The organism is Anaplasma phagocytophilum str. Webster, assembly GCF_000964685.1.
Lineage (GTDB): Bacteria > Pseudomonadota > Alphaproteobacteria > Rickettsiales > Anaplasmataceae > Anaplasma > Anaplasma phagocytophilum.
Genome location: NZ_LANS01000001.1, coordinates 497,307 through 510,893 on the forward strand (window position 1 = coordinate 497,307; position 13,587 = coordinate 510,893).

Consider the following 13,587-nt stretch of genomic DNA (forward strand, 5'->3'; position numbering starts at 1 on the left):
ATACTGAGAAAATTGCATATTTAATGGGTTTAGTCAATACGTCGATGGTTTAGGCCATGTAGTTTTACCAGCACTTAACTTATTGTAAGGAGTAAAATTTTTATGTATTATCGCATGTCTATTATATTCTATTATCCTTAATAATCCGTCATAAAAGTGTTTCATCTAGATAGATACTACAACAGCTATTTTATTACGAGTGAGTCAGTTGCTCATGGGCATCCAGATAAGGTTGCCGATAGGATATCTGATGATATTCTCGACTACTTTATGTCTATAAATCCTGAGGCTCATGTTGCGGTAGAAGCCCTTGTAACAAGGGATAATGTTATCATAGCAGGAGAAGTAAGCGGAGTAATAGTAGAGGAGGAAAAGGTTGACGGAGTAGTTCGTAAGACACTGAGAGAAATAGGATACGAAAAGGAAGGATTTCACTGGAGAGAGGTTAAAGTGAGGATCATGCTCCAGGAACAATCTCATGATATAATGTTGGGAGTGAATCGTGGTCGTAAAAAGAAGGGAGCAGGAGATCAGGGAGTAATGTATGGCTATGCCATAAACGAGACAGAATCATACATGCCGTCTCCAATATTTTACTCCCACCGTGTTCTTAAAAATTTGTCAGATGCAGTGAAACAAGGAAGCATTACCGGTATAGGACCAGATGCAAAGACAGAAATAACCCTCCAGTATGTTGACCATAAGCCCGTAAAAGTGTTGAGAGCAGTACTTTCAGTGCAGCATGATGAAAGTAGAACACAACAAGACGTCAGGGATCTTGTCTATCCATACTTCGTATCATCGATACCAGAAGGATGGATGTGTAAAGAAGAGAATTTTCTAGTCAATCCTACAGGAAGGTTCGTTGTAGGAGGGCCAGTGGGTGATACAGGAATCACTGGTAGAAAGATAATGGTTGATACCTACGGAGGCCACATACCGCACGGCGGAGGCGCTTTTTCAGGAAAGGATCCAAGTAAGGTAGATCGTTCCGCAGCGTATATGGCAAGATACATAGCTAAAAATGTAGTACATGCAGGTCTAGCTAGTGAATGTTTGGTACAGATGTCATATGCAATAGGTGTACCAGCTCCACTGACTTTTGCAATCAATACGTTTGGAACCAGCGTGGTTGATGTAAAGGAGATAGAAAGGTGTATTATAAGTAATATTGATCTTTCAGTCTCAGGAATATGTGAAAAGCTGTCGCTATATGAACAAATATATAGCCCTACGTCATGTTATGGACATTTTGGAAGGACTCATGAGAATAGTTTTTCATGGGAAAAGCTAGACCTGTCTCTAATTCTCAATAGAGAGTTTTCTTGTAATTAATGTAATATAACTACCCACAGTAAAATAAGCCGATTCACAGGGCTTTTTGTTGTGACGGGATTAAGTATAAAAATAACTAAACAATCAGTAGGGTATTGAAACTACGAACTACACATGCAAACAACTTCGTATGTGCATAAAACACGCGCGCAATGTTTTATGCACACTATATTAAGTATTGTTCTAAAGTTGCTCTTTCTTTTTAACAAAATCCACCATAGCTCCGACCATTTTATGTATTCCAACGTGAATTTTGTGTAAGCTGTCCTTACGCATATATGCTGGAGTGGAAAAAACACCCATATCAATATCAGCTACATAATCGTCCGTTTCGCAAAAAACATGCTCTCCGCCGCACCTTGATATTATAGAATCTATGTCTTCTCCAAGTGTCACTTTTACCTTTGACACACTACTAAGAGAAGCAGCAACGATAGCAGGAGCAATACATATAGCTCCGATGGCCTTCTTTTCCTTATGAAACTTTACGATTGTCTGCTTTACTTCCTCTAACACACTTACGGGACTTTCACCTTTCAAAATATCGGAATAATTTTTAGCAACTCCAAATCCACCAGGCAAAATTAGCATATCAAAATCATTAGGGGAAATATCCTTTGGGTCTACAACGTTTCCTCTAGCAATTCTTGCAGATTCCGACATTATATCCCTTTCTTCTTCAAGAGTAGAGCCACTCAAGTGGTCTACAACATCTACTTGCTTAATATTAGGAGCACAGCAAGTAACATTTATTCCATAGGAATCAAGCGCTAACAGAGCAAGCACAGCCTCTCTTATCTCTGAGCCGTCCATGTGCCCGCATCCACATAAAAGTACAGCGCAATTCATAACTCCTCATAAAAAATGCTAACAGTGATACATAATATCACAAACCATGTTCCATATAACCAAAACAAGACCTTACGTCATGAGTGCTTAGTCTGCTTACCACTTCATCAGCATGTTCGCCACTCTCTACGATACGAGTCAACTCATCACACTTTCTTGAGGTATTAGCCATTATCATGCACATACTTACAGCACATAATATTATCCCAACAGTTCTCGCTAACCAACCTAATGGCAGCGTTCCTCCGTTTGGCAAATATATAGTAGGAATTTTACCAATAGACTCTAATGCACATACTATCTTTCCACCCCATACTAACAAGTTACCGGCAAACATTAAGCACATTAGCTTAGTCTGGGAGGATAGATTTTTTGAAAAACTTTTCTCATTTCTATGAATAATACAGTGCGATATAGCAAACAAAGTTGCTGTCATGAAAAAAGCTGTATTAGTAAATAAATCTACGCAATGCGTTACTCCAAGATCTCCGACTTTGACAGATGATGACAGAGAAACTCCATTCAGAAAAAGGAACGTCAGGGCTGTCAGCTGTAATAGGGTGTTACCCAAAGTACCCAGAAAATCAATCTTATTGGCATTCCTTTCAATAAAATCACTGATTTTATCTAGCGTACCTTTCTTTTCCTTCAACTCCTTCAACCCACCACGGTACTTACCTAGTCTACGAGCGTGCTCAAGTTTTTTGTTAATATCCCTCTTCTCTCTTTCGATATAGAAAATCAATAACATTCCGCATACTAGAGACAACATGGCGAATATTACTGATACGAAATCACACGTAATCCAAAAATTACTTCTTCCTCCACCTAACCACTTCATCAATCCGCTTTGTGACAACGTGAACAAAACGAATAGAGTAAGGGTAAATGCCATCGAAGCCATTGAACAACATTGTCTTCTGTAGTTCAATTTTTCTATTGAAAGCATTCTTCTTGGGATGCTGTAGTTAAGCCTCATAAAACCATTACCGAATATGGATCAACAAGCACTCAGTTGTCATGCAAGCATGAAAAGCACTTAAAACATTGTAAACATTATTGATTGTAGAGTGTTAGTAAATATTTTTTAAAGGTAATTAATCAACACAATAGGCTTATTTTTTATTCCCCTTTCAAAAACAATACTATTACTTAATGTAAAGTGCTGTACCCTAGTTTATAACCTGATCTGCAGTAGATTAAAGAAATTTTAAATTTATTTTTACTCAACTAATTTTTCAAAAGTGGTACACGTGTCTACAACGTGTAATGCAACCTATTCTACTACATTAGAACGTATCTTATCATGAGCATAAGGCTCTATCGTGCTCTAACGATCTTCTTAATTTTAAGCAGTTATTTCCGCTATATCATTTTTCTTCCCGGCAGGAAGGCACGGCATAGATAGGAGAAAACTCCCTATTGAGATAGATGAGTTACGAGTATTTCCAAATAGCTATAACAAGTGATTACTCTAATACAGTGCCTTAGAAGAGCTAGAACCATAGCGTAATAGAAATCAGAATAAAGAAACATATAAGAAGAATGTGAAGTCCTGATAGAGGCAGGGTTAAAGTTCTAGAGGGCATGCCCATTCCAGTCTCCAAAGCGCTAACGTCATCATGAGCCCTGACATCATTCCCAGCCATGACTATAGCCATAGACATCATTACGCTTCCTAATAATAGCTTACTTCCAATAATAACCGCAGTGCTTAGATTTGGATGCCAACTTTGTAAGCACACTCACATGTATATTCAAATCTGGACGATACCCCTGACCGTTCAGCTAAGTTCTACATAAAGTACATACTTCGTCGTATTTTCTATGTAGTGCTGCCCAATGTAGAAAAAGGGAAAATTTTCACAGCTTAGATATGATCCAGGTGCCATACTTATACACAGCCACCCGTGTTTCTACAGTGCTTTCAGCATATTCCCATCATTGTAGAGACGTTACGTGTGCATTCCGAATTTCATAAACTTGGCTACATACGGATCAGTACTCTTTTTTATGTTCTCTACTCCATCACATGCAATGATTTTACCACCCCGTAATACAGCAATTTTGTTAGCAACGTGAAATGCACTGCTAAGATCATGCGTAATGGTAATAATAGTAAGGTTGAAATCCCTGTGACATCGCGCAATTATGTCACTAACCACTGAAGACATTATAGGATCCAATCCCGAAGTTGGCTCATCCAAAATTAGAATTTTGGGACTACCTATAATAGCTCTTGCCAAAGCTACGCGCTTTTTCATCCCGCCTGATAGCTCCACAGGATACACGTTCATTACACTGGCGTCCAATCCCACAAGCTCCAATCCCCGTAAAGCCAAAGCCTTGGCATTATCCTTATCTAAACGAAGCCTCCTACGGAAATTGAATACTACATTTTCCCAAATCGTAAGACTGTCAAATAACGCACAGTTTTGAAACAAAACACTAAAATTCTTGATGCCCTGCCTATTCTCAAGAATATTGGTGCCATCTACAGTAACACTTCCCTCTTGGGGCACTATTAGACCCAATACAACCTTTGTTAGTACAGACTTTCCACTACCAGATTCTCCCAGTATAACCAGGGAATCCCCCCATGCTATGTCCAAGTCAACACCTTTCAAAACCTCCTTGTTGTTGAAAGAGAGATGCAAATTTGAAAGAGATACAGCGTACATACTACACTACGCGTAAAAAACAGTAATTATATAGTTTAACAAAATTATGAGCATAGAAGCTGCTACCGAAGTTTTTGTTGTCGCTGTTCCTACACCCCTTGCGCCTATCTCACAGTGATACCCGTTGTAACACCCAACTAGCGAAATTACCAGCCCAAACGATACAGCTTTTACCAGACCCTCTATTACATCTTGCAGGAGTAAAAACTCCATTACTCCTCCCAGATACTCTTCCTGCCCATAGCCTAATCCCAAAGTACCTACAACAAAGCCTCCAAACACTCCTAAAATATCGGCATAAATCATGAGTACCGGCATAGCCAATACCAAAGCTATCACCCGCGGTGCAATAAGATAATGAAAAGGATCAGTATCTAACGTAGTCAACGCATCTATCTGTTCTGTAATGCGCATAGTGCCTATCTCCGCCGCAACAGCTGCCCCTATACGTCCAGCAACTATAAGGCCTAGCAGTACAGGTCCTAACTCCCTGACTATCGCCACAGTAACTATACCAGCCATGAAATTGCCTGATACTTTAGCGCTTCCCACGAGGGTATCCTGAAGGGCTAACGCGCCTCCCGTAAACAAAGATGTAACTGCTACTATAGGAAGAGAGAAAAACCACACCTCAAAAAACTGCTTTGTAGTTATCCATAGATAGTATGGCGGTACAAGACTATGAAAGACTGCCTTTACACAAAAAATAGCCACCCTGCCTACAGGGATGAGCAGTCCCACAAAATACCTGCCCACAGCAGCAAAAAAAAATAGGGGAATGTTCTTACACAATTCCATCCTCATAAGTTACTTCCTTTAAAATGATTTTAAAGTTCTTACAACTTTACTCATATCGTCAGCAGCAAACAGCGCCGTTCCAACAACGAGTATATTCGCACCTGCCTCGATAACAGCCCGGGCATTATCCGTTGAAACACCACCATCAACAGCGATTTTCGCGGTTGATGAGCTTTCCTCTATCATCTTGCGAATGTGCTCTATCTTTTTTAACTGTGGTTCCAAAAACGCCTGTCCTCCAAAACCAGGATCAACTGACATTACCAATACCACATCTAAATCATGTATAATGTACTCTAAGACGCTGTGGTGAGTCTTTGGAACTATGGATACCCCAACTTTTTTACCATAAAGCTTAATTTGCTTTATTAACCTGCATAGATGCACTTCTGACTCAGCATGCACTGTAATCATATCAGCTCCAGCATCTACCACACTCTTCAGATGATCGCCTGGGCGATTAATCATCAAATGCACATCAAGAAACATATTTGTACATTTCCTAATGCCGGAAATCACCACAGGACCCATAGTCAAACTGGGGACGAAGCACCCATCCATCACATCAATGTGTAACCAATCTGCACCAGCCGTACTAACCGCTGCTATCTCTTCTCTAAGATTTGAAAAATCCGCAGACAACATGGATGCAGAAACTACAACTCCACCTGTTCCTGCAGAGCCAACACCATTACCAAAGGTGTGAAAGTCTTCCTTTTTAGCTAACAATGTAACCAGTCACCAAACAAGAATTCACGTATTATATAGGCAGAACAAGAGGCTTTCAAGCTGCAACAGGTAAAACGCCAAAATTGTGCATACGCATTTAACTTATCGATTAAAAGTATAAATCTTAAAATCGCATGCACTTCGTGATACATCCTTATACCTCGATTTCAACCATGTCTCCCCAATTATCTCCAACGCTTATATTAACATCCAAAGGTAGAGAAAACACCACAGCACTCTCCATTACTTCTTTCATCAAACGTGCAACTGAGAGTACGTGCTCTTCTGGGACTTCTACCAATAATTCGTCATGGACTTGGAGAAGCATTGTTCCCTGCGTGAGTCGATCTTGCAACCTTACCATAGCCTTTTTTACAATATCAGCTGCAGTACCCTGGATTGGTGCGTTAATTGCAGCTCGTTCTGCAACACTACTTAAAGCTCGCTTTGGACTATTAATCCCTTCAATAAAGCACTTCCTCCCAAAAGCAGTAATAGTATATCCATGCTTTTTTGCATATGCCTTTGTTGTTTCCATATAACGCTTGATTTCAGGATAGTATTGAAAATACTGTTCCACGTACTCAGAAGCTTCCCTTCTGCTTATGCCTATATTTCTCGCTAATCCATAAGATCCCATACCATAGATTATCCCGAAATTGATAGATTTTGCCCTTCTTCTGAGCTCATAATCAATTTCATAATACTCACCAAAAATTTGCTGTGCTGTAACGACGTGAATGTCTAATCCCTCAGCAAAAGCCTGTCTAAAAGCTTTTACATCAGCAATATGTGCCAAGATTTTGAGTTCCATTTGTGAATAATCTGCTGCTATCAATTTATGGCCTTTCTCAGCAATAAATGCACTGCGAATTTTTTCCCCATCTTTGCTCCTGATAGGTATATTCTGCAAATTTGGGTTACTTGAACTGAGCCGTCCTGTCGCCGTAGCAGTCATGGAATATTTTGTATGCACCCTTCCAGTATTAGCATCAACCTGCCGGACTAAAGCGTCTGTGTACGTGCTCTTTAATTTAGTAAAGTGACGCCACTTCAGAATTTTATCAGCAACTTCAACTCCATCTAATGCCAGTGCAGTAAGAACTTCCGCATTGGTGCAGTAGCTGCCAGAAGGCATTTTTTTAGCTCCCCCAATACGCATATGCTCAAAGAGGACTTTACCCAACTGCTGTGAGGAAGCTATGTTAAATTTACATCCTGCAAGGCCGAATATTTCTTCTTCCAAATTACTTATGGATAGAGAAAACTCATCAGATAATTGCTTCAATAACTCAGTGTCTATTTTTATCCCTGTTTTTTCCAATTCGTATATTACAGGTACTAACGGCCTTTCGAGTGTGTAATAAACGGTGTACAGCTTAGCTGAGAATAATTTTCTCATTATAACTCGATGCAACCGTATCAATATGCACCCATTGGTAATACCAAAAATTTGACCAAGATGACGCTGCGACATGCTATCAAAGCCGTGATCGTGATGACCTGTATCAAGGCTGTACGACATAATCATAATATCGTCAAATGCCCGCAACTCAGGAAAAAACTGCATCATGGATTTGGCATCATAAACAACTTTGAGCACCGAATCTGAATGCAGAATTGGTGTTACTGCCGCCACAAACTTTTGCACCTTTTCAGGACTGCTGACAGTAAAAGATCTAGTCTCATCGCACGCAGCAAATATTGTACTGATAAAACCTTGCTCTACTTCTATGTATAACCCTAATAGCCCACTGCGCTGACATTGCTCCAGGAACTCCTCCAACTTGTCTATGCATTTTTCGTTTTCTTTCTTGACTACTTCACTGCTCTGGATGGGTGCAGCAACCATCTTGCAGTACTTTGCCACTTTGCCTTCTAGAGAAGTTAGTTCATACTTTTCTAAAAAGGCCATAAGCTTTACCGGATCTGGCACTCTTTTAGCATACTTCTCCAAATCACCCTCGACTTCTACATCATGACACAGAGATATCAAGTCACGTGATAAAATTGCTCGATCAGCGTACTCGGTTAGCATGTCGCGACACTTTTTCTGAGCCACCTGTTCTACAGAATTCAGCACATTGTCTAGTGATCCAAACTCGTTAATCAGCTTTGCAGCAGTTTTTACTCCTATGCTAGGCACGCCAGGAATATTATCCGATGCATCTCCTGTAAGAGCCATGGCATCAAGCAACTTATCTGATGAAACACCAAATTTTTCTAAAACGTATTCATTGGTGAGGTATCTGCTTTTTATAGGGTCGTAAACTTGAACATTATCATTTAGGAGTTGTAGTAAATCCTTATCTGCTGACAGTATTCTCACTCCAACATTACTAGATGCATATTTTGTACAGAGTGTAGCTATTACGTCATCTGCTTCGTAGTTAAGCACTTCTTCACTTACAATATTAAACGCTTCAACAGCCTCACGTAGCGGAGCACATTGTAGTGACAGATCCTCTGGTGCTTTAGGGCGATTAGTTTTGTATTCGGAATACATAGTGTGACGAAAATTTTTCGACCCCGAATCAAATACCACAACTAAATAATCTGCATCGTGGAAAGAGAGATGTTTCAAAAGTATGTTTATAAAACCATATACACCTCCTACAGGAAAATTGTATGAGGTGCTTAATCCAGGCAGCGCATAATACGCGCGAAAAAGAAACCCATATGCGTCGACGATAACAAAACTTTTCTTTTCCATCACACTGTTTTATGACTAAAACCCTAGGATATGGTAAAACTCAAAACTTCTCTAGTACGAAGAATTATTACTTACAACATTGAGAAAAAATTCCGCTGTAGGTACCATCATGAAAACTTATACTTCTGCCTTTATAATTTAATAATAAGATGTGATTACAATTCCGGGTTGTAAGTTAGTTAGTTCGGACCCATGCAGCAAAGTATAAGCACTGATACACTGGGCTCAAGCGAGGTCAGACAGCCTAAACCCAGAAAAATCGCTACAGGTGCCAGGGCAAGCAGAGCAACCACGGCAGCGCGCAAATCTGTATCATCAACTACAAATAAGAATGTAGCAGTAGATGTTCGTTCCCGGAGTTCAAAGTCACATAATGACGATAAAGTAGCTATCGATTCCCATGCTGAGGCAAGGCAATTGCCAGAAGAGGATCGCAAAGAATCCCTGAGTCCCGATGTATCCACTGTAAAAAGTGAACATGCATCTCGCTCTTCGGAAGACATTCAATCACCAGTTGATAACTCAGGTCCAGAGGTATCTGGTGGGCTTAAAACACGCTACAGTGCTTGGATCGCACTATTGTGCAAGCAGTACGGACGTTTTACGGCGTTTTTTAGCAAGAAAAGGGAGAGCTAATAGCGTTGTGCAGCTGACACCGTGTCTCATACATACACACACACTCACACACGGTGTCTCGTTGCCCCTGGTCTTATTTTCAATTGTGATAATGTCGCGTTATTAGGATAGTGTCTACCATACAGCGATACAACGCTGAGTGTGAATTGGCAATTGCTGAGTTTAGTCACACCTTTCCTAGGTTTGTGAGATTATTCCCTACTGCTAGAGCGTATTTTCGGTAGCCTCTTTAGTAAGAGCAGTTTTTGTCGCGAATGCTCTTTAATTCAGTATTCCAAATGGCTAAATACGCCCCATGTTGATTTACAATGTGGTGGGCTACTGTTTTTTATGCTTAGACCGCGTTAGAGCTTGCTGCTATTATGGCAGAAACTCAAAAACTTTAGCTATACAAGGTATAAAATTAGACTTGCGCTCGAATGCCGTAAAAGGTTGTACTGTAACAATGAGGTGTTCCAACTTTTTTTCCACCGGGGTTTTGTGTTCATGGAAGTGCATATTACGAGATGCAGCCTATATACTGCTATGACCTCTTGTCGTATCAATATGCGGGAATTAGAAATTTTCTGTTGTATTCAGCGTTAATTCAGATGATGCCTGTGATAAGCTTTACACTTTTGCTTATTACCCGAGAGCAAAAACTTGCTCCAAGAAAAGCTATTATGTCTTTTGTACGTGCTACACATCAAGACTACTGCTGGATTTCCGTAACAACATAATCTTGGTTTAACGTTTTATGTAAGTGGAACTTTCTGGCTGTGTTACAGTTTTAGTAGTCACACCTTTGCCTAGGATCAATCTTAATCATGAATTAAGCAAGACAACTTACTTGACTTACTGCAAGGAAGTAATCCAACGAAGGTAATTGCATTAAGTAGTCATCTTAGTATGTTGGATCAACATTTTAGAGGTGCTTTTCATGCACACTTCAATGCTACTGATGGTTTATATTTATGTATCTTGCTCATAATGCCCAGCTATTCCCTACATAATGACGTGTCTATTATGGAAACATCTTGATATTTTAGATACGACATGCTGAATAATTCCTAGTATACTCAGCAGATCTAAGTAAAGCTTTGGGGTATTATCTTGGTAGAAGAGTCTAAGTTTAAACGTGCGCGCAGAGGGAAAAATATATTTCTTTTCGTGTTGCTTCTCTTGCTTGTAGTGATGCTATTCTTTGTGGCCACTATAAAAACTAAGTTCTAGTGTGAATATTTGTGCAGGATGGTATCTAAGTCTTCGGGTACAATCTGTGTTTATATTCTCGTCATAACAAAAAAATTCACTATATTACACTTAGGTGGGGTATAACACCCTGTGGGTGAGGTAGATTTCTCTGTATGTCTTGCAAATTTCAGTCATACGTACAAGTTGTAAAACTTGTGAATTTCCGTAACTATTCCAAAGTAGAATTAGAAAGCAATGGCAAATCGGTTGTACTATTGGGAGAAAACGGTGTAGGAAAGACCAACATCCTAGAAGCAGTATCACTGTTATCAAAAGGCCCTGGTTTGCGCAATGTTAGTGCTGATTGCATGCAGAACAGCGGGACAACAATACCGTGGTTAGTGCATTACAACATAGTTGGCAATGGAGAGTTTTTCTCCGTAGACATAACTAAAAAAAACAATAAGCGTTCTGTTACTATAGATGAAAAGGCTAGTCTCTACAGTACATTACATAAGATCCTATGCATACTGTGGCTAGTGCCTCAATTGGACCATATTTTGTTGAAGGCACCTACTGAGCGTCTCAGGTTTTTTGACAGAATGGTTCATATATTTGACAAGGACTATTCACTTCATATGGTCAAGTATGAGAAGGCGAAACGTGACCGAAAAAAAATCTTACAGGAATCACCACATAATCACCATTGGCTTAGCAGTCTGGAGGAGATCATGAGCATCAGTGGTGTACATATCGCCAAAGTAAGACAGCATGTATTAGAAACATTGCATGCCACATTGGCAGAAAATTCTTCAAGGTCCACATTTTTCAAGTTCATTATACGCTTAGAGAGTAAAGTTTTTGAACTACTAGATAACCCTGATAAAGCAGTCGATGCATATGCAGAACGCTTGAGAAGTAATCGTAATATAGACGCTGCAAGACAATGTACTACCTTTGGTGTGCATAATGACAATTTTCAGGTTTTTAATGAAAAAAAAGACCTTGTTGCAAGTAGTTGCTCAACTGGTGAGCAAAAGATCTTACTGTTATCACTTTTGCTAACAGCTGCAACAGCGAAACATAAAATTGATGGCCAAGCACCTATAATGCTTCTAGACGATATAATGTCACACCTAGATCCACAGCATCGAAAGGAACTGATGTCTATTATTGAACACTTAGGTTGCCAAGTATGGATAACAGACGTGGACGAGAAAAATTTCGAGGGATTCCGGGAAAATTTTCAATACTTTCACGTTGCTAACAACAACGTTTGTAAAATGTAGAAATGCTGTTAATGGGTGTTTCTTCCAGCTCCTGCTATAGCTCAAGGTGCGGATTCTATGCAAAAAAGCAGTGTCCGTAGTACTATGATGCTTTCTTTATAGCTATCTGTAAGTATAAGTGCCCTACTTAGCCGCCATTGGCGATATAATTATGCACAGGGTTTATATCTATGGTTCATATAGTTACCCTAAGTTTTATAAGCGTGTATGTTCTGAGTTCAATTATCCTAGCCAACCATGGATTTAGATAAATTTGGAATTTTGGAGACCTGTTATCTAGGATTCTATTATTAGGAATCTATTATTTAGATATATAAGGATATAAGGGAGAGTAACGGAGAGACTAAGGCAGTATATCCATACTTAAAGGATGGAAAGAGTGTAAAGCTAGAGTCACACAAGTTTGACTGGAACACACCTGATCCTCGGATTGGGTTTAAGGACAACATGCTTGTAGCTATGGAAGGTAGTGTTGGTTATGGTATTGGTGGTGCCAGGGTTGAGCTTGAGATTGGTTACGAGCGCTTCAAGACCAAGGGTATTAGAGATAGTGGAAGTAAGGAAGATGAAGCTGATACAGTATATCTACTAGCTAAGGAGTTAGCTTATGATGTTGTTACTGGGCAGACTGATAACCTTGCCGCTGCTCTTGCCAAGACCTCGGGTAAGGACATCGTTCAGTTTGCTAAGGCGGTTGGGGTTGCTCATCCTAATATTGATGGGAAGGTTTGTAGGACGAAGGCGAACGGCAGCAAGTTTGCTACCTATGCAGTGAAGACGGAAAACAATAGTAAGACCGACGGTGACAAGCTTGATGTGGCTGTGTGTGGGGCAAAGGCTGGTTTTGGTTCGGGTACGGGGGGATCAGCTAAAGCGGAAGTATTAAAGGACTTTGTGGAGAAAACGCTAAAAGATGGTCGCCATAATTGGCCAACATCTACGGCTGTTGACGGTATTACGAAAGGAGAGAGGAATCCTGCGCCTGAAACAAACGACAACGCAACCGCCGTAGCTAGAGACCTAGTAGCTCTTAATAGTGACGAAAAAACCATAGTAGCTGGGCTACTAGCTAAAACTATTGAAGGTGGCGAGGTTGTTGAGATTAGGGCGGTTTCTTCTACCTTCATAAGGATCAGAGACGAATTGCCATCACTTCTGCCTTGTTAACTTGGGAATGGATGAAAGATTGTACATAGGATAAGTGCCGCGGGAGTACGTTACAGTAATCTGCAATATCTGAAGCGGTTCTGTTATCAGGCACTTGGTTTATTTCGGTGTAAGCTATTTAAGATATTATTTCGGATGTTATGGGAAATCACATAACTCTATGGAGATTAGCGTGCTTTCTTCTACCCCTAATTAGAACCTGAGACGAGTTGCTGTA

The 13,587-nt window shown here is 40.0% G+C and carries 10 protein-coding genes and 1 pseudogene; 4 read left to right on the forward strand and 7 right to left on the reverse strand.

The features are described from left to right. Positions 1-156: 156 nt before the first annotated feature. On the forward strand, positions 157-1,335 hold the full coding sequence (gene metK / locus APHWEB_RS02050; RefSeq protein ID WP_011450172.1) for a methionine adenosyltransferase: 1,179 nt from the start codon (positions 157-159) through the stop codon (positions 1,333-1,335). A gap of 183 nt (positions 1,336-1,518) precedes the next feature. On the opposite strand, the gene elbB is transcribed toward metK, so the two are convergent. From elbB to polA, 7 genes are all read right to left on the reverse strand, one after another. Next, positions 1,519-2,184 carry an isoprenoid biosynthesis glyoxalase ElbB gene (gene elbB / locus APHWEB_RS02055; RefSeq protein ID WP_011450171.1) on the reverse strand — a complete coding sequence of 222 codons (666 nt, stop codon included), beginning with the start codon at positions 2,182-2,184 and terminating at the stop codon, positions 1,519-1,521. A gap of 37 nt (positions 2,185-2,221) precedes the next feature. Then, on the reverse strand, positions 2,222-3,079 hold the full coding sequence (locus tag APHWEB_RS02060) for a hypothetical protein (protein WP_011450170.1): 858 nt from the start codon (positions 3,077-3,079) through the stop codon (positions 2,222-2,224). A 601-nt stretch (positions 3,080-3,680) separates the two neighbouring features. Next, positions 3,681-3,845 carry a hypothetical protein gene (locus APHWEB_RS06740; protein ID WP_202901749.1) on the reverse strand — a complete coding sequence of 55 codons (165 nt, stop codon included), beginning with the start codon at positions 3,843-3,845 and terminating at the stop codon, positions 3,681-3,683. A gap of 294 nt (positions 3,846-4,139) precedes the next feature. Next, positions 4,140-4,865 carry an ABC transporter ATP-binding protein gene (locus tag APHWEB_RS02070; protein ID WP_020849200.1) on the reverse strand — a complete coding sequence of 242 codons (726 nt, stop codon included), beginning with the start codon at positions 4,863-4,865 and terminating at the stop codon, positions 4,140-4,142. 6 nt (positions 4,866-4,871) lie between these two features. After that, a complete protein-coding gene (locus APHWEB_RS02075; protein WP_044108168.1) occupies positions 4,872-5,663 on the reverse strand; it encodes an MlaE family ABC transporter permease in 792 nt (263 codons plus the stop codon). An 18-nt stretch (positions 5,664-5,681) separates the two neighbouring features. Then, positions 5,682-6,392, reverse strand: coding sequence for a ribulose-phosphate 3-epimerase (gene rpe, locus APHWEB_RS02080; RefSeq protein ID WP_011450167.1), 711 nt, complete (start codon positions 6,390-6,392; stop codon positions 5,682-5,684). Between the two features lie 154 nt (positions 6,393-6,546). Then, positions 6,547-9,105: a DNA polymerase I gene (gene polA, locus APHWEB_RS02085; RefSeq protein ID WP_021798967.1), complete on the reverse strand. Its 2,559-nt coding sequence runs from the start codon at positions 9,103-9,105 to the stop codon at positions 6,547-6,549. Between the two features lie 192 nt (positions 9,106-9,297). Here polA and APHWEB_RS02090 point away from each other — a divergent pair, with 192 nt between their 5' ends. The 3 genes and pseudogenes from APHWEB_RS02090 to APHWEB_RS02100 form a co-directional block, all read left to right on the forward strand. Next, positions 9,298-9,741 (forward strand): hypothetical protein, encoded by a 444-nt coding sequence (locus APHWEB_RS02090; protein ID WP_011451409.1) that lies wholly within the window; start codon positions 9,298-9,300, stop codon positions 9,739-9,741. A 1,346-nt stretch (positions 9,742-11,087) separates the two neighbouring features. After that, entirely contained in the window at positions 11,088-12,203 is a 1,116-nt protein-coding gene (gene recF, locus APHWEB_RS02095) for a DNA replication/repair protein RecF (protein WP_020849521.1), read from the forward strand. Positions 12,204-12,524: 321 nt separating this feature from the next. Continuing rightward, positions 12,525-13,337, forward strand: a pseudogene (locus APHWEB_RS02100) (P44/Msp2 family outer membrane protein); the annotation flags it as partial. Between the last annotated feature and the right edge of the window lie 250 nt (positions 13,338-13,587).

Bases quoted from the DNA above. Each gene is read 5' to 3' on its own strand.
- APHWEB_RS02090 (WP_011451409.1), top strand. From the start codon at position 9,298: ATGCAGCAAAGTATAAGCACTGATACACTGGGCTCAAGCGAGGTCAGA.
- APHWEB_RS02075 (WP_044108168.1), bottom strand. From the start codon at position 5,663: ATGGAATTGTGTAAGAACATTCCCCTATTTTTTTTTGCTGCTGTGGGC.
- elbB (WP_011450171.1), bottom strand. From the start codon at position 2,184: ATGAATTGCGCTGTACTTTTATGTGGATGCGGGCACATGGACGGCTCA.
- APHWEB_RS02060 (WP_011450170.1), bottom strand. From the start codon at position 3,079: ATGGCATTTACCCTTACTCTATTCGTTTTGTTCACGTTGTCACAAAGC.
- APHWEB_RS06740 (WP_202901749.1), bottom strand. From the start codon at position 3,845: ATGGCTATAGTCATGGCTGGGAATGATGTCAGGGCTCATGATGACGTT.
- recF (WP_020849521.1), top strand. From the start codon at position 11,088: ATGTCTTGCAAATTTCAGTCATACGTACAAGTTGTAAAACTTGTGAAT.
- polA (WP_021798967.1), bottom strand. From the start codon at position 9,105: ATGGAAAAGAAAAGTTTTGTTATCGTCGACGCATATGGGTTTCTTTTT.
- APHWEB_RS02070 (WP_020849200.1), bottom strand. From the start codon at position 4,865: ATGTACGCTGTATCTCTTTCAAATTTGCATCTCTCTTTCAACAACAAG.